Here is a 23,359-nt window from a genome sequence, read left to right on the forward strand (position 1 = left end):
CCGCCAGCCGGCGGACCGCCGCCGCCACCCGCTCGTCGGTCGCGGTGAACGCGACCCGTACGTGCCGCTCCCCCGCCGCGCCGTAGAACTCGCCGGGCGCCACCAGGATGCCCAGCTCGGCCAGGGCGCCGACGGTGTCCCAGCACGGCTCGTCCCGCGTCGCCCACAGATACAGCGACGCCTCGCTGTGCTCGATCCGGAAGCCGTGGCCCTCCAGCGCCGGCCGCAGCGCGGCCCGCCGCCGCTCATAGCGCTCGCGCTGCTCGACCACATGCTTGTCGTCGCCGAGCGCCGCGGCCGTGGCGGCCTGCACCGGTGCGGGCACGATCATCCCGCCGTGCTTGCGGATCTTGAGCAGCTCGCCCAGCACCGCCTCGTCACCGGCGAGGAACGCCGCGCGATAGCCCGCCAGGTTGGATCGCTTGGACAGCGAGTGGACCGCGACCAGCCCCTCGAAGCTCCCCCCGGAGATCTCCGGGTGCAGCACCGACCGGGGGTCCGCCTCCCAGCCCAGCTCCAGATAGCACTCGTCGCTGACGATCAGCACCCCGTGCTCCCGGCCCCAGGCGACCGCGGCCCGCAGCTCGTCCTGGTCCAGCACCCGGCCGGTGGGGTTGGACGGGGAGTTCAGCCACAGCAGCTTGAGCCCTGCCGGGTCAAGCTCGGCCGGCTCGTCGTACGGAACCGGTTCGGCACCCGCCAGCCGCGCGCCCACCTCGTACGTCGGGTAGGCGAGCCGCGGGAAGCCGACCCGGTGCCCCGGGCCGATCCCCAGCTGCGCCGGCAGCGAGGCCACCAGCTCCTTCGACCCGACGACCGGCAGCACCTGCGTGTGCTCGACCCGCGTCGCGCCCAGCCGCCGCTCCACCCAGCCCGCCAGCGCGTCCCGCAGCTCGGCGGTTCCCCAGACGGTCGGATAGCCGGGGCTGTCCGAGGCATCGGCGAGCGCCCTTTGGACCAGCTCGGGAACCGGGTCGACGGGGGTGCCCACCGAAAGGTCGACAATGCCGTCGGGGTGGGCGGCGGCGGTCGCCTTGTACGGTTCGAGCCGGTCCCAGGGGAAGACCGGGAGGCGGGCGGAGACGGGTGGCACGGGGTGGCTCGCTTTCTTCTGCGAAACAGTCCGGCCCCGCAGGCCACAGGCCGTACGGGACCGAGGGCTGCGCCGGGCGCTAGGGCCGGGACAGGAGCAGGGTCACTCGTTGTGCTCCTGCGGCGGAAGCGCCGCGATGAAGGGGTGGTCGCGCTCGATCAGGCCGAGCTTGCTCGCACCGCCGGGCGAACCGAGCTCGTCGAAGAACTCGACGTTCGCCTTGTAGTAGTCCTTCCACTCCTCCGGAGTGTCATCCTCATAGAAGATCGCCTCGACCGGGCAGACCGGCTCACAGGCCCCGCAGTCGACGCATTCGTCCGGGTGGATGTACAAGGACCGCTGGCCCTCGTAGATACAGTCGACGGGGCACTCCTCGATGCACGCCTTGTCCTTCAGGTCGACACAAGGCTGCGCGATGACGTAGGTCACGCTGTCGTTCCTCCTCGTTAGGGCTGCTATCGCGCGGGAGCGCGGCGTCGTCGATGCCCGCACCTAGTATCTCCGTTCTTGGGCACCAGACGCACATGAGGGGCTGGCAGAGCTGTGGATTTCACCACTGGCGGACGTCTCGAAGTCCGGATCACCCCGGATGACGTGGGAAAACGCGTCTCGGTGAGGCTTTTGACCGGCGCCGGGGATCACCGGGAGAAGTTCACCGACGTGGTCGGCGTTCTCACATCCTGGACCGGGGGAAAGCTGTCCGTCACCCGGCGCACCGGGGAGGCCGTGGAGATCACCGAGGAGTCGTTGGTGGCCGGCAAGGTGGTGCCCGCCGCCCCGGCCCGCCGCCGCGGCCCTGCCGCGACCGCCCATGAGCTGACCCGGGTCGCCGCCCGCGCTTGGCCGCCGGTTGTGAGCGAGCCGCTGGGCGCATGGGAGCTGCGCGCTTCCGGTGGCTTCACCCGGCGCGCCAACTCCGTCCTGCCGCTCGGCGACCCCGGTATACCGCTGGACGACGCGCTGCGCCGGGTGACCGACTGGTACACCGCGCGCGATCTGCCCGCGTACATCCAGGTCAGCACGGGCGCCGAGGACACCCAGGAGCTGCTCGCCGCAGAGCTCGGCACCCGCGGCTGGAGCCGCGAGGTCTCCGCGCAGGTGCGCGTCGCGGCCCTCGCCCCCATCGGCGACCGGGACGCCGAGACCACCGCCGTGGTGCTCTCCCGGCAGCTCGACGACGCCTGGCTGGCCGGCTACCAGCGCTCCACCCGGCCCTCCCCCGAGGCGCGGGCGGTGCTCGCCGGCGGCCCGTCGGTGTGGTTCGCGACGATACGGTCCGAGGGCGGCGCACCGGCGGCGATCGGGCGCTGTGTGGTGGACGGCCGCTGGGCCGGGTTCACGGCGGTTGAGGTCGCTTTGGAGCGGCGGCGGCAGGGGCTGGCGGGCGCCGTGATGACGGCGCTGGCCCGCAGGGCCCTGGAGGAGGGCGCCTCGGCCGCGTACCTCCAGGTGGAGACGGACAATGAGGGTGCCCACGCCCTCTACGAGGACATGGGGTTCAGCGTGCACCACGCCTATCACCATTGGCGTGCGCCACGGCAGGATGCCCGCTGAGCGGGTAAAGAGCGGCTATGTCACGGACGAACGACACAACACGGCGGCGGTTCGCCGAGGCGGCGCGCGAGGAGCGCCCCGACCTGGCCCTGCTGTGCCTGCTGGTGGGCCTGGAGGCCGACCCCGGGCTGGACGAGACCGGGATCGACGAGGCGCAGATCGAGCTCGACCGGCTGGCCGGTCTGCTCCCCTTCTCCCCCGGCGGCCCCGAGGACTGGGCCGGCGCGCTGGCCGGGCTCCTCGGCGAGCGCTACGGCTTCCGGGGCTCCGCGGCCGACTACCGGCGGCTGGAGTCCTCGCTGCTCCACCAGGTCCTGCGGCACCGCCGCGGTCTGCCGATCCTGCTGTCGGTCATGTGGATCGAGGTGGCGCGGCGGGCGGGCGCACCGGTGTACGGGGTGGCGCTGCCGGGCCACTTCGTGGTCGGCTTCGGCGACCCGTACGGACAGCATGCGCTGGCCGACCCCTTCGACGGCGGGCGGCGCCTGTCCGACGAGGACGCGTCCCTGCTGGTGGCGGGGGCGACCGGCACCCCGCTGTCGCCGTCGATGCTCACCCCGGCCTCCCCGCTGGACATCGTGGCGCGGATCCTCAACAACATCCGGGCCTGGGCCGCCGCCCGCCCCGAGCGCACCGACGTCCGGCTCTGGGCGGTCGAGCTGGCCCTGCTGCTGCCCAGCCATCCGGCCCGACTGCGCTACGAGCGGGCACAACTACTGGTGGAACGGGGTGACTTCACGGCCGGCGCCAGGGAGCTGGACGATTACGCGGAGGTCGTGGCGGCGGTGGAGCCCGAAGCGGCGGAAGCGGTACGGCGCCAGGCGCGCGCGGCCCGCGCGATGCTCAACTGAGCGGATGCGGTGAAGTTCGCCGCTGATCCCTCGCCGTTCGGCCTGGCCGAGGGCTTGGACCGAGAAGGATCAGCACTTGACTTCGCCGTAACCGCTTAGGCCCCCGGGCCGCCGTACTAGAACCAGCCCTTGTCGCGGGCGATGCGGACCGCCTCATCGCGAAGCCGCCCAGCGACGAGGGGACGACCAGGGCGGGCAGCAGTCCGTCCAGGCTTGCGATCAGCACTCCGTCCCGGCTTGCGATCAGCAGCCCGTCCCGGCTTGCGATCAGCAGCCCGTCCCGGCTTGCGGGCAGCAGTCCGGTGGCCACCAGGGCCACGGTGGTCAGCGGGATCGCGAACCGCGCGAGCCGGATGGGAAGCGTGGCCGGCCCCTGCCCGGTACCGGGCAGGGGCCGTGTGACCGTCGCACGGGCTGCTCAGCCGGCCTGGCCGATGACGCCGACGCGATCGGCCGCCGTCTTCCCGACCAGCGCCTGCCGCAGCGCCACCACCACGTCCTGCGGCGTGACGGGCTTCTTCGAGCCGTTGCCTCGCCGGATGAGGACACCGTCGAAGGTGCTGCCGTACAGCTGCTTGAGCACGGGCAGGTCGTAGTGCTCCACCAGCTTGCCGTTCACCACCCGCATGGAGAGGATCTTCGGCAGCGATTTGTCCGGACCGAAGGGGATGCTGTGCTGAGCGTCCGTCCGGACCGTCACCAGCCCCGACATCGCGGGCTTGGCGAAGGTCTTCATCTTCTGGTCGACCTCGGCCTTGCTGATCGTCGGCCGCTTGGCGCCGACGGGCAGCGTGATGACCTTGTCCTGGCCGGTCTCGGCCCGCCCGCGGTAGGCGTCGGAGACGGCCTGGACCGCCCGGTCCACATCGAGGGCCTTGCCCGCCTTGCCGTACACGGGGACGGCCCGGCCGGCCTCGAACTTGATCGTGCCCTCGCGGGCCGTGCCCGAGGTGCCCGCGAGCCGCACCAGGGCGTCCCGGAGCTTCTCCTCGTCGACCTTGACGGAGGGGTCGGCCTCGTGGGTGCCGCCGAAGAGCGAGCCGACGACGGTGACGGGGTTGTAGTCCCGTCCCGCGACGCCCCGGACCGTGGCCTCGGTATCCAGCTCCAGACCCGCGACGGACGGCTTGATCTCCTTCTGCTCACCGTCGACCGACACCTTCAGCGGGGCGCTGGTGCGGTCGCCGAGCGCGGAGTCGAGCTTGTCGACGGCGGCCTCCTTGGAGGTGCCGCCGATATCGACGCCGAGGACGGTGGTGCCGTTCGGCACATCCGCGTGGTTCATCACCAGGCCCGCGCTGTACGCCCCACCGCCGATCACCACGAGCAGGGCCGCGGCCATGACGAGCTTGGAGCGGCCCTTCTTCTTGGGCTTGCCGGCCGCCTTCTTGGGCTTGCCGGCCGCGGGGGCGGACGGCGCGGGGGCGCTCGGCGGGGCGCTGTCGCCGGCGGGCGGGGACGGCGGCCCCTGCCGGCCGGCGGTCGGCGGGACCACGGGGATCCCGCTGACCAGCGTGTCACTGGAGACCTGCTCGGGCGGCACCCCTCCGCTGGGTGTCGGGTCCGGGTCGCGGAACAGCGACGGGCTCGTGTCGAGGTCCCCGCCGAGGCCGCGGCCCGTGCCCGTGGTGGCACCGAGGCTGCCGGACAGCGGTGAGCCACCCGGCGGAGTCGGCGGCTGGGCACCGCCGCCCAGCGGCCCCACACCGCCCGGAGGCGTGCGGGGGCCGGCGTCGAACGGGCCGCCCGCGGGGCCCGGTCCGGGCGGGGCGAGCAGATCGTCGTCGCGCCGGCCGGCGCCGGGGCCCTGCGGCGGCATCCGCATGTCGCCGGTGACCGGGCCGGTGGTCGGGCCGTTCGGCTCCCGCTCGGGGGTGCCGCCGGTGGCCGGGGGGTCGGTGAAGTACGGCAGATCGGCGACCGGTCCGCCGCCCACCGACGGGGCAGGGAACTGCTGAGTGGTCTCCGGGGCCGGGGGCACCGGCGCCTTCGGGGAGTTCACGGTCGTGGACGAGTTGCCCTTGGACCTCCGGGGCGCGAACCAGTCGCTGGTCCGCTCGCCGTCTCCCTTGCCCGGCTTGCCCCCCCTGGTCTCCCTGTCCTCCGGGGCGCCCACCCGTGGCCCGGACGCCGCGCCGGGCTCCGGAGACGACCCGAGGCCGGGCAGGGGCGTACTGCCGGTGCGCGCGGAGGACTCCTCGTCCTCACCGGAGCGCGGGGCGGGCACGCCGTCCTCAGCGACGGGCTTGCGCATCACGACCGGCGGGATGGGCCGCGAGCCCGGAATGTTGATCCTGATCCGGGTCGTCAGCGTGGTTTCGGTCTTCGGTTCCTCCGGCTTGGCCGCGGCACGCCCCTCGCCGTCGCCGGCGCCGCCCTGAGGGCCCTCCTGCGCCGGATTCGGCGAGGGGTACTGGCGCGATCCGTACGGCGGGGTGCCCGACGGGTAGGCGGCACCACCGCTACCCCCCCGGGGCCCGGAGGACGAACTGTCAGATTCACGGCTCAAAGCAGGTTCTCCCAGTTAGCTCCGCCGCCCGTCAGACTCGCGCGGGCGGCTCGGCGGCGCGCACCACCATACTGGGCGTCGCGGTCGCGTACCTGACGGCCGCCCTGTCACCGCACCCGGTGTGCCAGTGGCAGCCCGTCCTGCGCGCTCGGAACGCCCCGTGGAGGCTCGGGGACGTCACGCCCTAAACGTCACGTCACTTACCAAGTCGGGCCGGCGGCCTGCCCGGTTGCGGCACCAAGGGCAACGTGGCGCACATCACACCGGCAAACATTCCGCCCAGGAGGAAAGCGTACGACCCCAGGCCCGCGCCGAAGAGGAAGTCCCCTTCCGGACGGCTGGCGGTGAGCAGAAGGACGGCCACCGTCCACGTCCCGGCGGGGATTCCGCCACCCATCCTGGTCCCGGTGACCTTGACCCCGCCGTAGCAGACGGCCACGACGCCCAGCAGCGCGAGCAGCAACCCGCCGGGGAACCAGGCGGCTTGGACCAGCGCGCCCGCGATGCCCACCAGCGCTCCGGCCACGGCCAGCAGCGCGTAACCTCCCAGCCGCGCGACCGTCATGCCGTCACCCCCGCGAAGAGGTCGTCCTCGCGGTCGGCCGCGGCCTCACCCCGGACGAGCCGATAGTGCTCCGTGACGAACAGCGGCTGGCCCAGGTCGTTGGAGAGTGCGAAAAAGGGCCCGTCCACGGCGATCTGGGTGGCATGGGCGCGCATGGCCGCCGTCTTGGCCGCCGCGTACGCGGTGCCGTCGATCGCCGCCGTCACCTCGGCGTCGTCCACCACGCCCGGGACGTCGTCCACCGTGGCGATCCCGGGGAAGAGCGGCTCCCGCCCCGCCGCCCGCAGCCGGGCGAAGCCCTCCTCCACGGCCGAGCGCGGAACGCAGTTCCAGTAGACCTTGGCGATCTCGTGCGGCGCGCCCAGCTCCGGACGATGGTCCGGGTCGGCGGCCAGCTCCACCGCGCGCATCGCGACCCGGTGCGCCTGGATGTGGTCGGGGTGGCCGTAGCCCCCGTCGCTGTCGTACGCCACCAGGACCTGCGGCCGGATCTCACGGACCACGGCCACCAGATGGCCGGCGGCCTCGTCCAGGTCGGCCTGCCAGAAGCAGTCCGGCCGGTCGTTCTGCGGGGCGCCCATCATCCCGGAGTCGCGGTAGCGGCCGGGGCCGCCCAGGAAGCGGTGGTCCTGGACCCCCAAGGCTTTCATCGCCGCCGCGAGTTCGCCGATCCGGTGCGTGCCGAGCGCATCGTCGCGGTCGGCGGCGAGATGCGCCAGGCCGGGCGGGATCACCTCGCCCTCCTCGCCGAGGGTGCAGGTCACCAAGGTGACATGAGCGCCCTCGACGGCGTACTTCGCCATGGTCGCGCCGTTATTGATCGACTCGTCGTCCGGATGCGCGTGTACCAGCAGCAGACGACGGGCGGGAAGAACGGTCATGGGCACAGCCTACGAGTCGCACACCTGTGCCCATGGACGGCGCGCCCCGGCCCCGCGCGGGGTCAGAGCTTCACGCCGCCGATCATGTCCGCCACGTTGGTGGTGAGGTCGTCGATCGTCGGAGCGACCGACGAGCTCGCGAGATAGAAACCGAGAAGCACACAGATGACCGCGTGCCCCGCCTTCAGCCCTGCCTTGTTGACGAGCATGAAGACGATGATCAGCAGCAGCACTGACAACGAGATCGAGAGCGCCACAGCGGCTCACCTCCAGGTACACGCGCTCGGACGGACAACATATTGATGCCACGAAAGTCCTACCCACTATGCGCAATCGATCATAACTATGGGCGCCTGCGCATGACTCGGTGCACGGGAGCATGACAGGGGCGCATGCCTGATCGCATCAACTGCCCAGGTCCCGGGGCGATTTCCCGCTGGATATGCGCCATGTCACCACCGAGCGCACGGACTTGATCCGGACGCCCCGGCGGCCGGATTGTGCCGTGGGCAACCACGCTCCCGGCGAGCGGGCCGTACGGCCTTCGCGATCAGCGGAGCCTTAGGCTCCCCCTATGACCGGACAGCTCTCCTTCCCTCGGCAGCACGCGCGCACCCAGCGGTTCACCCTCGGGGCGCCGCGGGCCTTCACCGTGGCCCCCGACGACTCCCGCGTCGTCTTCCTGCGCTCCCGCTCGGGCACCGACCGGGCGGGCCTCCTGTGGGTGTACGACCTCGCCGGCCAGCGCGAGTACGCGGCCGCGGACCCGGTCGCGCTGCTCGGCGGCGCCGACGAGGAGCTGTCCGCCGAGGAACGGGCGCGGCGCGAGCGCAGCCGCGAGGGATCGGCCGGGGTGGTCGGTTACGCGGTGGACGCGGCGGTGGAGCTCGCGGCCTTCGCCCTCTCCGGGCGGCTGTTCGCCACCGACCTGGCCGCCGGCGCCACCCGCGAGCTGCGGGCCCGGGGTCCGGTCGTGGACCCGCGCCCCTCGCCCGACGGCCGCCACATCGTGTACGCGGCGGGCGGCGCGCTCCGCGTGACGGGCGCCGACGGTGAGGGCGACCGGGCCCTTGCGGAGCCGGAGGGCGACACGGTCTCCTATGGCCTCGCGGAGTTCATCGCGGCAGAGGAGATGGACCGCTCCCGCGGCTTTTGGTGGTCACCGCGGAGCGATGCGCTCCTGGTCGCGCGGGTCGACGACGCCCCCGTACGCCGCTGGTGGATCGCCGACCCCGCGCACCCCGGCCATGAGCCGGCCGAGATCGCGTATCCGGCCGCGGGCACCGCCAACGCCGATGTACGGCTGGTTCTGCTCGGCCTCGACGGCTCCCGTACTGAGATCGAGTGGGACCGGACGCGCTATCCGTACCTCGCGCGGGTGCATTGGTCGGCCTACGGTCCGCCGCTCCTTCTGGTCCAGGCGCGGGACCAGCGCAGTCAGCTCTATCTGGCCGTGGACACCGAGTCGGGGCGGACCAGCACGGTCCATGTCGACGAGGACCCTGTTTGGCTGGATCTTTTCCCCGGAGTGCCCGCCTGGACGGAAGATGGACGACTCGTCCGCATCGCCGACGAGGGCGGCGCCCGGGTGCTGATGGTCGGCGACCGCAAGCTCACCTCCGGCGCCCTCCAGGTGCGCGCGGTCCTCGGCATCGGCGAGGACGATGTGCTCTTCGCCGCCTCCCCGGGGGCCGGGGCCGAGCTGCCCGAGCAGCCGGGCGAGATCGCCGTCTACCGGGCCTGGTTCCGCGGCAGCGGGGACCAGGGCGGATGGGAGCCGGTCGGCAAGCGGCCCTTCCCGGCGGTGCACTCCGCCGTGCGCGGCGGCGAGGTGGTCGCCCTGTCGTACGCGGGGGTGGACCGGCCCGGGGCCCGGGTGGAGCTGCTGCGCCCCGCGGACCACGGCGCGGCCGAACGGCTCGCCGAGGTCCCCTCGTACGCCGAGCAACCCGTCATCACCGCCCGCCCCGAGCTCGTCTTCGCGGGCAAGCGCGACATCCCGTGCGCCGTCCTGCTGCCCACCGGCTACCGGGAGGGTGACGGGCCGCTGCCGGTCCTCATGGACCCGTACGGCGGCCCGCACGGCCAGCGGGTGGTCGCCGCGCACAACGCCCATCTCACCTCGCAGTGGTTCGCCGACCAGGGCTTCGCGGTGGTCGTCGCCGACGGCAGGGGCACCCCCGGCCGGTCCCCCGGCTGGGAGAAGGCCGTCCGCGACGATCTCGCGGGCATCACGCTCGAGGACCAGGTCGAGGCCGTGACGGCGCTGGCCGAGCGCTATCCGCTGGACCTCGGCCGGGTCGCCATCCGCGGCTGGTCCTACGGCGGCTATCTCGCCGGGCTGGCCGTGCTGCGCCGCCCCGATGTCTTCCACGCGGGCGTGGTGGGCGCGCCGATCACCGATCTGCGGCTGTACGACACCCACTACATGGAGCGGTACCTGGGCCACCCGGAGGAACAGCCCGAGGTCTACGCCGCCAACTCGCTGGTGACCGACGAGGGGCTGTCCGGCGCGGCGGACGAGGCCCGGCCAATGATGATCATCCATGGTCTGGCCGACGACAATGTGGTCGTCGCGCACACCCTGCGCCTCTCCTCGGCCCTGCTCGCCGCGGGCCGCCCGCACGAGGTGCTGCCGCTGTCCGGAGTGACCCATATGACCCCGCAGGAGCAGGTCGCGGAGAATCTGCTCCTGCTGCAGGTGGACTTCCTCAAGCGGTCCCTGGGGCCGCGCTGAGCGGATTCGGTGAAGTTCGCCGCTGATCCCTCGCCGTTCGGCCTGGCCGAGGGCCTGGACGCCGAGAAGGATCAGCACTTGACCTCGCCGTAACCGCTTAGGTGTTCTGTCCACTGAGGTTGGTGACGGACGTCATGGCTGAGTGATCTTGAAATGGGTGAGGGCCTTCTGGCTCGGAGTGGATTGCGATATCCGCACCGGCGACCAGAAAGGCCCTCATGCCGCACCGTAACGCACCCCTGACCGAGACCGGGCGTCTGCGTCTGGCCCGCTGCGTCGTGGACGACGGCCGGCCGCTTCGCCCGGCCGCTACCAGCCCGGCGGGGGTGCGGGCGGCGGCGAAGACGGCGGAGCCGGGGCCGGGGGCGGCGGGGCCGTAGGTGGGGTGGTGGGTGGTGGCGGGGCATAGCCGCCGCTGCCGTGACCCCCGCCCCCGTAGCCGCCGTCCCCATAGCCGCTGTCTCCGTAACCCCCGCCCCCGTAGCCGCCGTCCCCATAGCCGCTGTCTCCGTAACCCCCGCCGCCGCCATAGCCGTAGCCGTACGCCGGGGCCCCGGGGGGCGGCGGGCCGCCCAGCGGCGCCCCGCCGGCGCCCGCGGGCCGCCGCGCCAGTGCGGCCAGGGCGATCAGCCCCGCCGCCGCCTCGAAGAACGCGCTGAGCACGCTCAGCACGCCCACCGTCGGCAGATCGTCCAGATGGTCGACGTAGTCCAGCTTGAACCAGAGCGAGACCTCGCTGATCCCCTTGGCCAGCACCAGCGCCGCCGCCGTCATCCCCAGCGGGCGCGCCAGCGGCGCCCGCGCCAGCGCGGTGACGGCGGCGGCCAGGCACAGCGCGGCCGCCGCCCACTCGCTCCAGGCGGCGGGCGCCGAGAGCAGCGTGGCCAGGGTGTGCTTGCCGGTGAGCAGGTACTTGTAGCTGTCCCAGCCGCGCTCCTGGGCCCAGTAGATCTGCCAGGCGGCGAGGACGGCCCCGACGGCGCCCAGGAAGAGCGCGGCGATCACCGCCGGCCCGGGCCCCGGCCGGGCGGGCGGTTGATCCGCGGGCGACGCCGCGTACCCGGGCGGGTCGAGATCGGCGGGGCGGCGCGCGGCGGCCACGGTGGCCAGCAGCAGACCGCCGAGCACAACGGCGGCCCACGCGCTGAGATCGGCCCGGGTCTTCAGATCGTCGGGTATGCCCTGCATCCAGTCCGCGTTCAAATTCCACAGGCTGGGCAGGCGCAGGACGACGGTCACCACGGCGACCGTGCCGAGCGCGCCCGCGGCGGACGGGGAGCGCAGCGCGGCGATCCCGACGGCCGCGTAGACCACCAGCAGGACGAGGTCGAGCAGGGACGAGCCGAAGACCGACCCCGAGGCCCGGAAGGGCAGTCCCGACCAGGTCCACCACAGATGGCTCGCCTCGTCGGCCTTGTCCAGGTCACGGATGATCCACGCCAGCGAGATCAGCCCGAGCACAGTGCAGACGAGCGCGCCGAAGACGCGCGCTCCGCGGTTGAGTATCCGTCCTTGCCCCATAGCCGTAGGTTTCCCCCATCTCGCACCCCGGGCAACCGTCGTGGGACGAAGAAATCACGGATGGTGACCGGCCGGGACGACATGGCGCGCCCCGGCCGGTCTACGGCACCCGCACGGCCGTACGCAGTTCAGCCTGACGCGTCCGTATATCGGTGTCGCGACAGTCGAGTTGCCCGCGTGTTAACGCTTTTCATGCTCATAGGCCATGCTTTGTCGTCATACGGCGATCGCTGTCAAGCACGTCGGCACGTCGATCTGCCAAATGTTCGCTCAAGAACCCGATGAGCGGCGGATCCGCCCTCGCCCGCCCCTTGACTGGGCCATTCATCGGTTGCGAAAGTCCGCTCATCCAGACACGCACGCACGACCCTGGCGAGCGGGCAGCGGGATGACGCGCATAGACAACCCGAGTTGACGGTGTGACAACAGTGCGGGGGGCGTTACGCGATGACGAGTCCACCCCGGACCACCGTGGTCGAGAAGACCGCGCCGGTCGCGGAGGGCGGCCAGCCGACGGGGCTGGCTCCCCGCCAGCTGATGTGGCGCCGATTCCGGCGGGACCGGACCGGGGTGATCTCCGGCTTCGTCGTGCTGTTCTTCTTCGTCGTCGCCGTCCTGGCCCCGGTGATCGGGTGGCTGTACGGCAAGGATCCGTACACCACCTACGGTCTCGACCGCCCCGAGCTGCTGGACCCCATCACCGGCTATCCGATGAAGCCCAACGGCGGCATCGACGGGGAGTTCTGGTTCGGCATCGAGCCCAAGCTCGGCCGTGATGTGCTGACGCAGCTGGTGTACGGCATCCGCACCTCGCTGCTGATCGGGCTGGCGGCGACCGTGCTGTCCACGCTCACCGGCATCGTGATCGGCGTCGTCGCGGGCTATATGGGCGGGCGCACCGACTACTTCCTCGGGCGGCTCATCGATCTGCTGCTCTCGTTCCCGCAGCAGCTGTTCTTCGTCGCCTTCATGCCGGTGGTCACCGCGCTGTTCGTCAGTCCGCAGAAGGAGACGCCCACCTATTTCCGGGTGACGGCCCTGGTGGTGGTGTTGTGGTTGCTGGGCTGGATGCAGCTGGCCCGGCTGCTGCGCGGTCAGGTGCTCTCCCTGCGGGAGCGTGAGTTCGTCGAGGCGGCCAAGGTGACCGGTGCCTCGCCGTGGCGGATCGTCCGCAGGGAGCTGCTGCCCAACCTCGGCACCCCGATCCTGGTGCAGTCCACCCTGATGCTGCCGAACTTCGTGACGACCGAGGCGGCACTGTCCTTCCTCGGCGTCGGCGTGGTCGAGCCGACCCCCGACTGGGGCCGGATGTTCGCCAAGGGCGCCAACTTCTACGAGGGCGACATCACTTACATGTTCTTCCCCGGCATCGCCATGGTGGTCTTCGTGGTCGCCTTCAACCTGCTCGGGGACTCGGTCCGGGACGCGATGGACCCGAAGACCACGCGCTGACCCCGGAGCCGGCGCCGACAGATACGGCAGACGCACGACACGGCAAGTGTTCCGTCCGACGAGGCAGGTGCAGTGACGACCATGACGTTGAACAGCAGGCGCAGAGCGCGCACATATGCCATCGCCCTGGCCGCGGGCGCCCTGGCGCTCTCGGCGTGCAGCAGCGGGGGCGGCGGCTCCGACCCCAAGGAGTCCAAGGAACGCAAGATGGAGGCCCAGGACATCACCCTGGGCACCGCCGCCGACTCCACGGGCCCCGCCAAGGATCTGCCGGGCGCCAAGAAGGGCGGCACCGTGACGGTGCTGCAGCGGGACGCGTTCGAGCATCTGGACCCGGGGCAGATCTATGTCAGCGATGAGCTGATCATGCAGACGCTCTACAACCGGACGCTGACCAACTACCAGTTCGACGACAAAACGGGGAAGGCCAAGCTGGTCGGCGACCTCGCCACCGACACCGGCACGTCCTCGGACGGCGGCCGGACCTGGACGTACACCCTCAAGGACGGGCTGAAGTTCGAGGACGGCTCGCCGATCACCTCCAAGGACGTCCGCCACGCCATCGAGCGGCTCTACGCCCCGTTCGAGACCAACGGCCCGACCTACCTGCAGCAGTGGCTCTCCGGGGAGGGCCAGAAGTACCGCAAGGCGCTGCCCGACGGCCCGTACAAGGGCAAGCATCTGCCGAAGTCGGTGCTGGACACCCCGGACGACAAGACGATCGTCTTCCACTTCGACCAGCCGCGCGCCGAGGTGCCCTTCGCGGTGGCCATGCCGAACATCGGCGCGGTCCCGCCGGCCAAGGACACCAAGGAGAAGTACGACAAGGCGCCGGTGGCCTCCGGACCGTACAAGATCAAGAACTTCAAGCCGGGCAAGGGCATCCAGTTCGTCAAGAACGAGCACTGGGATCCCAAGACCGACTCGATCCGCCATCAGTACGTCAACACCTTCGACGTCTCCTTCGGCCACCAGTGGGTGGACTCCACCCGCCGGCTCCAGGCCGCCAAGGGCGCCGACCGGAACGGCATGACGTTCACCAACGCGGTCGACCCCTCGCAGATCTCCTCGGTCCTCAAGGACAAGGCCGCGATGGCCCGGTCGCTGACCGAGACCCAGCCCTATGTCGATGTCGTCTCGATCAACATGGACCGCGTCAAGGACAAGAAGGTGCGCGAGGCGATCGCCTGGGCCTTCCCCAGCGGCCAGTACCTCCAGCAGTTCGGCGGCCCCAAGGCCGGTGAGGTCGGCGGCGGGCTGGTCGGCCCCACGCTCAAGGGCTACGACCCGTCCTTCGACCCGTATCAGAAGAAGAAGTACCCCGGCGGCAATGCCAAGAAGGCCAAGGAGCTGCTGAAGGAGGCGGGCAAGGAGGGCTACGAGCTCGTCTACGCCTACGGCAACGGCGACACCCACCAGGACGCCTCGGTGGTCGTCCAGCAGGCCCTGGAGCGGGCGGGATTCAAGGTCCAGAAGAAGGAGATCGACCAGACCACCTACTACACCCAGATCGGAAAGATCAAGAACAAGTACGATCTGTACCGGTCTTCCTGGGGCGCCGACTGGCCGTCGGCCTCGACCGTCGTCCCGCCGGTCTACGGCGGGAAGAACGTCTACGACGACTCCGCGAACTACTCCCATCTCAAGGTCCCGGCGATCGACAAGGAGATCGACCGGGTCGCCAAGCTCAGCGATCTCAACCAGGCCACCACGGAGTGGATCAAGCTCAGCGAGAAGATCCTCACCGATGAGGTCGCCGCGGTCCCGACCTTCTACAACCGGCTGTTCACCCTCTGGGGCCCCGGCCTCGGCGGGGTGAAGTACAACTCGGTCTACGGAGCCGTGGACCCGACGGCCGTCTTCGTCAAGTAACCGCGGCAGCCCCCAGCGCCGCCCGGAGCCCGGCCGCGCCGCGCACCCCGTCACCGCGGTACTACGGTTGACGCGGCGCGGCCGGGGCCCGCCCCTAGCGGAAGATCCCCGACGCCATGTTGAGATTCCTCGCCCGCCGGTCCCTCGGCGCGATCGTGATCCTCCTGTTGATCAGTGCGATCACCTTCTTCCTCTTCTTCGCCCTGCCCGCCGAACCCGCCCGGCTCGCCTGCGGCAAGAACTGCGATCCCACATCGCTCGCGATGATCAACAAGAACCTCGGCCTGGACCAGCCGGTGCCGGTCCAGTACGCGAAGTTCATGGTCGGGATCTTCGCGGGGCGCGACTTCTCCGTGGGTCACTGTGACGCCCCCTGCTTCGGCTACTCCTTCGTCAGCCAGGAGCCCGTCTGGGGCACCGTCGTCGACCGCTTCCCCACCACCCTCTCGCTCGCCGTCGGCGGCGCCGCCGTCTTCCTGGTCTGCGGGGTCGGCATCGGCATGATCGCGGCCTGGCGGCGCGGCACCTGGATCGACAAGTTCTTCAGCTCGCTGTCGCTGCTCGGCGCGTCCCTGCAGATCTACTTCGTCGGCGTGCTCGCTCTGGCCTGGTTCGTCAGCGGCCTGGCCATCATGGACCAGCCCGCCTACTACCCCTTCACCGACAATCCCGCGAAGTGGTTCAGCGGCATGCTGCTGCCCTGGCTGGTGCTCTCGCTGATCTTCATGGCCAACTACAGCCGGATGACCCGCTCCCAGATGGTCGAGCAGCTGCAGGAGGACCATGTCCGCACGGCCCGGGCCAAGGGCCTGTCCGGCCGTACGGTCTTCTTCCGGTACGCCTGGCGCGGCGCCATCGCCCCCATCGTCACCATCTTCGGCATCGACCTCGGATCGCTCTTCGGCGGGGCCATGGTGACCGAGTACACCTTCACCCTGCACGGCATCGGCCGGCTGGCGGTCGAATCCGTGCAGCTCACCGATCTGCCGATGCTGATGGGCGTGATGCTGGTCAGCGCCGCGGCCATCGTGGTGTTCAACATCCTGGTCGACGCCGCCTACGCCTTCATCGACCCGCGCGTGCGCCTCGCCTGAGAGACCCGGAGCCTGCCGAGATGACCACACTCACCAAACCCGACGACGGCGCCGGCGCCACACCGCCCCCCGCCCCGGACGGCGGCGCCTTCCTGACCGTACGCGACCTGTATGTCCGCTTCTCCACCGAGGACGGCGTCGTCAAGGCCGTGGACGGCCTCTCCTTCGACCTCGAACGCGGCCGCACGCTCGGCATCGTCGGCGAGTCCGGGTCGGGCAAGTCCGTCACCAATCTCACCGTGCTCGGCCTCCACGATCCGCGCACCACCGAGGTCCGGGGCGAGATACTGCTGGACGGGCAGGAGCTGACCGGCGCGCCCGAGCGCACCCTGGAGAGGCTGCGCGGCAACAAGATGGCCATGATCTTCCAGGATCCGCTGACCGCCCTGTCGCCGTACTACACGGTGGGCCGCCAGATCGCCGAGCCGTTCCGCAAGCACACCGGCGCCTCCAAGCAGGAGGCGCGCTCGCGGGCGATCGGGATGCTGGAGAAGGTCGGCATCCCCAACGCGCGCTTGCGCGTGGACGACTATCCGCATCAGTTCTCCGGCGGAATGCGGCAGCGTGCGATGATCGCCATGTCCCTGGTCTGCAACCCGGATCTCCTTATCGCCGACGAGCCGACCACCGCGCTCGACGTCACCGTCCAGGCCCAGATCCTCGATCTGCTGAAAGACCTCCAGCAGGAGTTCGGCTCCGCGATCATCCTCATCACCCACGATCTGGGCGTGGTCGCCAACACCGCCGACGATCTGCTGGTGATGTACGCGGGCCGGGCCGTCGAGCGCGGCACGGTCCGCGAGGTGCTGCGGGCGCCCCAGCATCCGTACACCTGGGGGCTGCTGGGCTCCATGCCGCGGCTCTCCTCCGACATCGACGAGCCGCTGAACCCCATCCCCGGCACCCCGCCGAGCCTGCTCGCCCCGCCGCCGGGCTGCCCCTTCCATCCGCGGTGCGGCTTCACGGACGAGGTGGCCGACGGGCGGTGCGCCGGCGAGCGGCCCGTGCTGCCCGAGCGGCGGGGCGCCGCCTGCCACCTCACGGCCGAACGGAAGCAGACCCTCTTCATCGAGCAGATCAAGCCCCGGCTGGGCTAGGGCCTAGGGAGCGGTACACATGAGCAGCGCGCCGGGGACACCCGAACCCCTTCTGGTCACCGAGAAGCTGACCAAACACTTCCCGATCTTGGGCGGCTTTCCGATCAAGCGCAGGGTCGGTGCCGTCCAAGCGGTGGACGGCATCGATCTGACCGTGCACGCGGGCGAGAGCTTCGGCCTGGTCGGCGAGTCCGGCTGCGGCAAGTCCACGACCGGCCGGCTGCTGACCCGGCTGCTGGAGCCGACGGGAGGCACGATCACCTACCGGGGCCGGGACATCACCCACGCGGACCGCAAGGCGCTCGCGCCCATCCGCTCCGAGATCCAGATGATCTTCCAGGATCCGTACTCCTCGCTGAACCCCCGGCAGACCGTGGGCACGATCATCTCCGGCCCGATGGAGATCAACGGCATCCGCCCGCCCGGCGGCCGTGAGGCCCGGGTGCGCGAGCTGCTGGAGACCGTCGGCCTCAACCCCGAGCACTACAACCGCTTCCCGCACGAGTTCTCCGGCGGCCAGCGCCAGCGCATCGGGGTCGCCCGCGCGCTCGCCCTCGAACCCAGGCTGATCGTCGCGGATGAACCGGTCTCGGCCCTCGACGTCTCCATCCAGGCCCAGGTCGTCAATCTGCTCCAGGAGCTCCAGCGCGAGCTGGGCATCGCCTTCCTGTTCATCGCCCACGACCTCGCCGTCGTACGGCACTTCTCGCAGCGCGTGGCCGTCATGTATCTGGGCAAGGTCGTCGAGGTCGGCGACCGCGACTCCATCTACCACCGCCCCCGCCACCCGTACACCCACGCCCTGCTGTCCGCCGTCCCGGACGCGGCGGTGGTGATGGCCGACGACGCCGGGGAGACCGCCGCCCGCCGCGAGCGCATCCGCCTCGCCGGCGACGTCCCCTCCCCCATCAACCCGCCCTCCGGCTGCCGCTTCCGCACCCGCTGCTGGAAGGCCCAGGACAAGTGCGCCCGGGAGGAACCCCCGCTGGTGCGCATCGAGGGCAACCGCGAGGGCCATCTCTCCGCCTGCCACTTCCCCGAGGCCCCGACCATCGAGGCGCGCGAGGAGGACGTCGTCCTGGACCCGGCGCTGATCGCGGCGGAGGACCTGCGGAAGGACTGAGACCGGGCCTACGCCGTCGGGCCGACGCAGTGGGAGGCCCAGGGGACCGGGCAGGGCGAACGGTGTTCGGGATCGGGGCAGACGACGCGGGTCAGTTCCTCGCGGAGGGTCTCCGCCCGGGGGCGGGTGGTGTGCAGCGCGACCCGGACCTCATGGACGGCTCGGGCTCCGGGGTCCTCTCCGGGGTGGCCGATCCGCCACTGTTCGGGAAGGTCGTCGTAGAACGCGGCGAGCGGCATGGACCCGGGCCCGGCCGTCGGCTCCCCGGGCCCGGCGACGGACAGCCGGTGGGCGAGCCCGTGGCCGTCCAGCACCCGTCCGCACCCGTCGCCGAGCCTCCTGGCCTCGTCCTCGGTCGCGTAGACGCCGATCCGGATGTCCAAGGGGGTGGTGTGGGGCATGACGGGACCATAGCCCCGGCCACCGCGCCTCGGCACGCCATTTCCGGGTGGCTCAGGGGCGGGTGAAGACGTGGCTGCGGCCGATGGGGGTGAAGCCCCGGCGGGCGTACCAGTGGCGGGGCCAGTCGTCCTGGTCGGCCATCAGGAAGCGCAGCCCGCATCCGGCGGCGGCCGCGCGGCGCACGGCGCCGGCCAGTATGGCGTCGGCATAGCCGCGGCGCACATACGGATCGGCGGTCACCACCTCGTCGATCTGGGCGATGGCGTCGGCGGGCGCCATGTAGAGGTCGGCCCAGGAGGCGACCTCGCCGATGTCGTCGTGGACGGCCAGAAAGAGCACCTCGTCGGCGCCCTCACGGCGCGCCGTGCGCCGGTCCACGAGGTCGTGCACGGTCTCCTCGTCGGCGTCGGGCATCCACCGCCGCTGCTGGGCGGTCAGCGCCCGCCGCAGCGGGCCGTACGGATCCGGCCCCAGATCCCGCTCCACGACCTCGGCCCCGGGCTCCGGCGGCACCGGACCCGTGTGGACCATGACGACCTCGGTGGCGTGCCGGTAACCCGCCCGGCCGAGCACGGGCGCGCAGGCGAGCCCGAGGTCGTCGTCATGGACGGTGATCCGCCGGTACGGCAGATCGGACATCGCGGCGTCGGCGACGACCGGCAGCGTCTCGGGGCCGACGGGCCCGGCGATATGGAGCTGATTGTGCTCGTGGGAGCGCGCATAGCCCTCATGCCGCACCAGGAATCCCCCGGGCACCTCCCGTACCTCGCCGGCCTGGCGGCGGGCGAAGGAGAGCAGGAAGTCCTGAACGCGCTGAAGATCGCTGTGCGACACGTCGCGATCATAGGCCGCCGGAATGCTCCCCCTGCCACCACGGACAGCGGTCATCGACGTGCGCCGTCGGTCCACCGGATGTCTGATGGGCCGTGAGGCGGATCGTGGACCGGATCCTCGGGAGGCGCCATGCGCGGAGCCCTGCACCGTACGCGTGCCCGGTGTGTGCTGGGCGCCGTGTGTGTGGCCGCCCTCGGGGTGACCGCGACGGCCTGCGGTGGTGGCGGCGGTGGTTCCGGTTCCGGGATCGTCCGTTCCTCCTGGGGCGATCCGCCGAACCCGCTGGAGCCGGCCAACACCAATGAGGTCCAGGGCGGCAAGGTCCTCGACATGATCTTCCGGGGACTCAAGCGGTACGACCCGAGGACCGGTGAGGCCAAGGACGCGCTCGCCCAGCGGATCCATAGTTCCGACCAGCGGAACTACACCATCACCATCAAGGACGGCTGGCGGTTCAGCAACGGCGAGAAGGTGACGGCGCGGTCCTTCGTGGACGCCTGGAACTACGGCGCCCGGATCGACCACAAGCAGCGCAACGCCTACTTTTTCGAGTACATCGAGGGCTACGACAAGGTCCACCCCGACTCCGGCCGCCCCACCGCGAAGGCGCTCTCCGGTCTGCGGGTCAAGGACGACCGGACCTTCACCGCCAGGCTCACCCAGAAGTTCTCCACCTGGCCCGAGACACTGGGCTACAACGCCTACGCACCGCTGCCCCGGGCCTTCTTCGAGCACCATGCCGCCTGGCTGAAGAAGCCCATCGGCAACGGCCCGTACCTGGTGCGGTCGTACGCCAAGGGCTCGGTGATGAAGCTGCGCACCTGGGACGGCTACCCCGGCCCCGACAAGGCCCGTAACAAGGGCGTCGATCTCCGTGTCTATACGGACAGCAACACCGCTTACACCGATCTTCAGGCGGGCAATCTCGACCTGGTGGACGACGTCCCCGCGCAGCAGCTGAAGTTCGTCCGCTCCGACCTCGGCAACCGCTACATCAACCAGCCCGCCGGGATCATCCAGACCCTCACCTTCCCGATGTACGACCGCGCCTGGAGCGGTCCGGGCAAGGCGGGGCTCCGCCGGGGCATCTCGATGGCGATCAATCGGGCACAGATCACCGAGCGGATCTTCCGTAACACCCGGACCCCGGCGACCGACTGGACCTCACCGGTCCTGCGCCGCCAGGGCGGCTATCAGCCGGGGCTGTGCGGGGACGCCTGCTCCTTCGACCCGGAGCGGGCGCGCAGGCTGATCAAAGCGGCGGGCGGACTGCCCGGCGGCCGGATGACGATCACGTACAACGCCGACACCGGCTCGCACAAGGACTGGGTCGACGCGGTGTGCAACAGCGTCAACTCCGTGCTGAGGAGCGATCGGGCGTGCGTCGGCAAGCCCGTCGGCACCTTCGCCGACTACCGCAACAAGATGGCCGGCAAGAAGATGACCGGGCCCTTCCGGGCCGGCTGGCAGATGGACTATCCGCTGATCCAGAACTTCCTCCAGCCGCTGTACTACACCGGTGCCTCCTCCAACGACGGCCACTGGAGCGACACCGGCTTCGACCGGCTGGTGAACCAGGCCAACGCCGCCTCCGCCGACGGCGCCGCCATGACGAGCTTCCAGGCGGCGGAGAAGATTCTCGCCCAGCAGATGCCCGCCATTCCGCTCTGGTACCAGAACGGCAGCGCGGGCTACTCGGACCGGCTCAGCGAGGTGACCCTCAACCAGTTCAGCGTCCCCGTCTACCACCAGATCAAGGTCAGCTGAGCCATGGGCCGCTATGCGCTGCGCCGGCTTCTGCAGATGGTCCCGGTGTTCCTCGGCTGCACCTTCCTGATCTTCTTCATGGTGTACGCGCTCGGCGACCCGGTCGCGGCCCTCTTCGGCGACAAGGCCCCCGACCCCGCCACCGCCGCCCGGATCCGCAAGGACCTCTACCTCGACGAGCCGCTGTGGAGCCAGTACCTCCACTACATGGGGCAGGTCTTCAGCGGACACTTCGGCACCGCCTTCAACGGGCAGCCTGTCACGGAGCTGATGGCCGGCGCCTTCCCCGTGACCCTGCGCCTGACCGTGGTCGCGGTCGTCTTCGAGATGGCGCTGGGGATCACCCTCGGTGTGCTCAGCGGGCTGCGCCGCGGCCGGGCGACCGACACCTCGGTGCTGCTGCTGACCCTCCTCGTGGTGGCCGTCCCGACCTTCGTCAGCGGCACGGTGCTCCAGTATCTGTTCGGCGTGACCTGGGGCTGGGCCAGGCCGTCCGTCTCGCCGGAGGCGCCGCTGCCCGAACTGCTGCTGCCCGGCGTGGTGCTGGGGCTGGTCTCGCTCGCGTACACCACCCGGCTCACCCGTACCTCGATCGCGGAGAACGCCCGCGCCGACTACGTCCGTACCGCCGTCGCCAAGGGGCTGCCGCGCCGCCGCATCGTGACCCGGCATCTGCTGCGCAACTCGCTGATCCCCGTGGTGACCTTCATCGGCACGGATGTCGGCGCGCTCATGGGCGGGGCCATCGTCACCGAGCGGATCTTCAATATCCACGGTGTCGGCTACCAGCTCTACCAGGGCATTCTGCGCCAGAACTCACCGACCGTCGTCGGCTTCGTCACCATCCTGGTGATCGTCTTCCTGCTCGCCAATCTGCTCGTCGACCTCCTCTATGCCGTGCTCGACCCGAGGATCCGGTATGCCTGAGCCCTTTGACACACGGTATGAAACACCGCCCGAGACGCCCGAGACGCCGTACGCGACGCATGACGGACCCGAGGCCATCGCCCCGTCCGTCGGGGGCGGCGGTGCGCCGGCCCTCGCCGCCTCCGGCGCCCAGACCCTGGAGAGCGGGTCACGCCGCGGCCCGTGGCGCGCCCGGTGGCCGCGCGGCACACCAGGCGGCGGGCCGGCGGCTCCCGGCGCCCGTGGGCTGTGGTCCGACGCCTGGCGCGATCTGCGGCGCAACCCCGTCTTCATCGTCTCCGCGCTCGTCATCCTCTTCCTCGTCGTCATCGCGATCCGGCCGCAGCTGATCGCGAGCGGCAATCCGTACCAGGGAGATCTCGCCAAGGCACAGGACGGTCCGGCCCCCGGCCACCCCTTCGGCTACGACCTCCAGGGGCGCGACGTCTACACCCGCACGGTCTACGGCGCCCGCGCCTCCATTACCGTCGGCATCTGCGCCACCGCCGGCGCGGCCCTGCTCGGCAGCGTGCTGGGCGGCCTCGCCGGGCTCTTCGGCGGCTGGTGGGACGCGCTGCTCTCACGGATCGCCGATGTCTTCTTCGGCATCCCGATCCTCCTCGGCGGCCTGGTCTTCCTCTCCGTGGTCACCAGCGGTTCGGTCTGGCCGGTCGTCGGCTTCATCGTGCTGCTGGGCTGGCCGCAGATCTCCCGCATCGCGCGCGGCTCGGTGGTGGCCGTCAAGCAGCACGACTACGTCCAGGCGGCGCGGGCGCTCGGCGCGGGCAGCGGCCGCACCCTGCTGCGCCATATCGCGCCCAACGCCCTCGCCCCCGTGATCGTCGTCGCGACCATCGCGCTCGGGACCTACGTCGCGCTGGAGGCGACGCTGTCCTTTCTCGGCGTGGGGCTGAAGCCGCCCACCGTCTCCTGGGGTATCGACATCTCCACCGCGGCCACCCAGATCCGCAACGCCCCGCACATGCTGCTGTGGCCGGCCGGGGCGCTGAGCCTCACGGTCCTCGCCTTCATCATGCTCGGCGACGCGGTGCGCGACGCCCTGGACCCCAAGCTGCGCTGACGCGTCCGCCATGTCGTAAA

Annotated in this window: 20 protein-coding genes; 11 read left to right on the plus strand and 9 right to left on the minus strand. The window is 71.0% G+C overall.

What is annotated here, in order from left to right; all coding sequences use genetic code 11:
• The coding region (gene dapC, locus ABZU99_RS02010; RefSeq protein WP_356227672.1) for a succinyldiaminopimelate transaminase at positions 1 to 1,093 on the minus strand (1,093 nt) is incomplete at its 3' end.
• 102 nt (positions 1,094 to 1,195) lie between these two features.
• Positions 1,196 to 1,522: a ferredoxin gene (gene fdxA / locus ABZU99_RS02015; protein WP_355851011.1), complete on the minus strand. Its 327-nt coding sequence runs from the start codon at positions 1,520 to 1,522 to the stop codon at positions 1,196 to 1,198.
• Between the two features lie 114 nt (positions 1,523 to 1,636).
• On the opposite strand from fdxA, the gene ABZU99_RS02020 reads away from it, so the two are divergent.
• On the plus strand, positions 1,637 to 2,647 hold the full coding sequence (locus ABZU99_RS02020; protein ID WP_356044213.1) for a GNAT family N-acetyltransferase: 1,011 nt from the start codon (positions 1,637 to 1,639) through the stop codon (positions 2,645 to 2,647).
• Positions 2,648 to 2,664: 17 nt separating this feature from the next.
• Positions 2,665 to 3,498 (plus strand): transglutaminase-like domain-containing protein, encoded by an 834-nt coding sequence (locus ABZU99_RS02025; RefSeq protein WP_356044210.1) that lies wholly within the window; start codon positions 2,665 to 2,667, stop codon positions 3,496 to 3,498.
• Between the two features lie 418 nt (positions 3,499 to 3,916).
• Here ABZU99_RS02025 and ABZU99_RS02030 read toward each other — a convergent pair whose 3' ends face one another.
• From ABZU99_RS02030 to ABZU99_RS02045, 4 genes are all read right to left on the minus strand, one after another.
• The gene (locus ABZU99_RS02030) at positions 3,917 to 6,007 is read right to left on the minus strand and encodes a hypothetical protein (protein ID WP_355943318.1); all 2,091 of its coding nucleotides are present in this window, start codon (positions 6,005 to 6,007) and stop codon (positions 3,917 to 3,919) included.
• A gap of 196 nt (positions 6,008 to 6,203) precedes the next feature.
• Positions 6,204 to 6,572, minus strand: a complete 369-nt coding sequence (locus tag ABZU99_RS02035) for a DUF6113 family protein (RefSeq protein ID WP_355943319.1) — start codon at positions 6,570 to 6,572, stop codon at positions 6,204 to 6,206.
• Positions 6,569 to 7,453, minus strand: coding sequence for an N-acetyl-1-D-myo-inositol-2-amino-2-deoxy-alpha-D-glucopyranoside deacetylase (gene mshB, locus ABZU99_RS02040; protein WP_355943321.1), 885 nt, complete (start codon positions 7,451 to 7,453; stop codon positions 6,569 to 6,571). Before mshB ends, ABZU99_RS02035 begins: the two co-directional genes overlap by 4 nt.
• 62 nt (positions 7,454 to 7,515) lie before the next feature.
• The gene (locus ABZU99_RS02045) at positions 7,516 to 7,710 is read right to left on the minus strand and encodes a hypothetical protein (protein WP_355851029.1); all 195 of its coding nucleotides are present in this window, start codon (positions 7,708 to 7,710) and stop codon (positions 7,516 to 7,518) included.
• A gap of 317 nt (positions 7,711 to 8,027) precedes the next feature.
• Between ABZU99_RS02045 and ABZU99_RS02050 the strand changes: the two genes are divergently transcribed.
• The gene (locus ABZU99_RS02050) at positions 8,028 to 10,190 is read left to right on the plus strand and encodes a prolyl oligopeptidase family serine peptidase (protein WP_355943323.1); all 2,163 of its coding nucleotides are present in this window, start codon (positions 8,028 to 8,030) and stop codon (positions 10,188 to 10,190) included.
• Positions 10,191 to 10,499: 309 nt separating this feature from the next.
• Here ABZU99_RS02050 and ABZU99_RS02055 read toward each other — a convergent pair whose 3' ends face one another.
• On the minus strand, positions 10,500 to 11,711 hold the full coding sequence (locus ABZU99_RS02055) for a hypothetical protein (protein ID WP_355943325.1): 1,212 nt from the start codon (positions 11,709 to 11,711) through the stop codon (positions 10,500 to 10,502).
• Between the two features lie 447 nt (positions 11,712 to 12,158).
• Between ABZU99_RS02055 and ABZU99_RS02060 the strand changes: the two genes are divergently transcribed.
• From ABZU99_RS02060 to ABZU99_RS02080, 5 genes are all read left to right on the plus strand, one after another.
• Positions 12,159 to 13,163, plus strand: a complete 1,005-nt coding sequence (locus tag ABZU99_RS02060) for an ABC transporter permease (protein WP_355943327.1) — start codon at positions 12,159 to 12,161, stop codon at positions 13,161 to 13,163.
• Positions 13,164 to 13,244: 81 nt separating this feature from the next.
• Positions 13,245 to 15,035 carry an ABC transporter substrate-binding protein gene (locus ABZU99_RS02065; RefSeq protein ID WP_355943329.1) on the plus strand — a complete coding sequence of 597 codons (1,791 nt, stop codon included), beginning with the start codon at positions 13,245 to 13,247 and terminating at the stop codon, positions 15,033 to 15,035.
• Positions 15,036 to 15,151: 116 nt separating this feature from the next.
• A complete protein-coding gene (locus tag ABZU99_RS02070) occupies positions 15,152 to 16,129 on the plus strand; it encodes an ABC transporter permease (protein WP_355943331.1) in 978 nt (325 codons plus the stop codon).
• 20 nt (positions 16,130 to 16,149) lie between these two features.
• Complete coding sequence (locus ABZU99_RS02075; RefSeq protein WP_355943333.1) at positions 16,150 to 17,226, plus strand: ABC transporter ATP-binding protein; 1,077 nt, start codon at positions 16,150 to 16,152, stop codon at positions 17,224 to 17,226.
• Between the two features lie 19 nt (positions 17,227 to 17,245).
• Positions 17,246 to 18,349, plus strand: a complete 1,104-nt coding sequence (locus ABZU99_RS02080; protein ID WP_355943335.1) for a dipeptide ABC transporter ATP-binding protein — start codon at positions 17,246 to 17,248, stop codon at positions 18,347 to 18,349.
• A gap of 8 nt (positions 18,350 to 18,357) precedes the next feature.
• Here the strand turns inward: ABZU99_RS02080 and ABZU99_RS02085 are convergent, their stop codons facing one another.
• Entirely contained in the window at positions 18,358 to 18,750 is a 393-nt protein-coding gene (locus ABZU99_RS02085) for a hypothetical protein (protein ID WP_355943337.1), read from the minus strand.
• A 52-nt stretch (positions 18,751 to 18,802) separates the two neighbouring features.
• Positions 18,803 to 19,585: a GNAT family N-acetyltransferase gene (locus ABZU99_RS02090; RefSeq protein ID WP_356044203.1), complete on the minus strand. Its 783-nt coding sequence runs from the start codon at positions 19,583 to 19,585 to the stop codon at positions 18,803 to 18,805.
• 129 nt (positions 19,586 to 19,714) lie between these two features.
• Between ABZU99_RS02090 and ABZU99_RS02095 the strand changes: the two genes are divergently transcribed.
• Genes ABZU99_RS02095 through ABZU99_RS02105 form a run of 3 tightly spaced genes read left to right on the plus strand, consistent with a single transcriptional unit; the run spans position 19,715 to position 23,339 of the window.
• Entirely contained in the window at positions 19,715 to 21,352 is a 1,638-nt protein-coding gene (locus tag ABZU99_RS02095; RefSeq protein WP_355943341.1) for an ABC transporter substrate-binding protein, read from the plus strand.
• Positions 21,353 to 21,355: 3 nt separating this feature from the next.
• Positions 21,356 to 22,279 carry an ABC transporter permease gene (locus ABZU99_RS02100; RefSeq protein WP_355943342.1) on the plus strand — a complete coding sequence of 308 codons (924 nt, stop codon included), beginning with the start codon at positions 21,356 to 21,358 and terminating at the stop codon, positions 22,277 to 22,279.
• Positions 22,272 to 23,339, plus strand: coding sequence for an ABC transporter permease (locus tag ABZU99_RS02105; protein ID WP_356044199.1), 1,068 nt, complete (start codon positions 22,272 to 22,274; stop codon positions 23,337 to 23,339). The genes ABZU99_RS02100 and ABZU99_RS02105 overlap by 8 nt, the downstream gene beginning before the upstream one ends.
• Positions 23,340 to 23,359 lie beyond the last annotated feature (20 nt).

This window comes from Streptomyces sp. NPDC005266 (assembly GCF_040607655.1).
Lineage (GTDB): Bacteria > Actinomycetota > Actinomycetes > Streptomycetales > Streptomycetaceae > Streptomyces.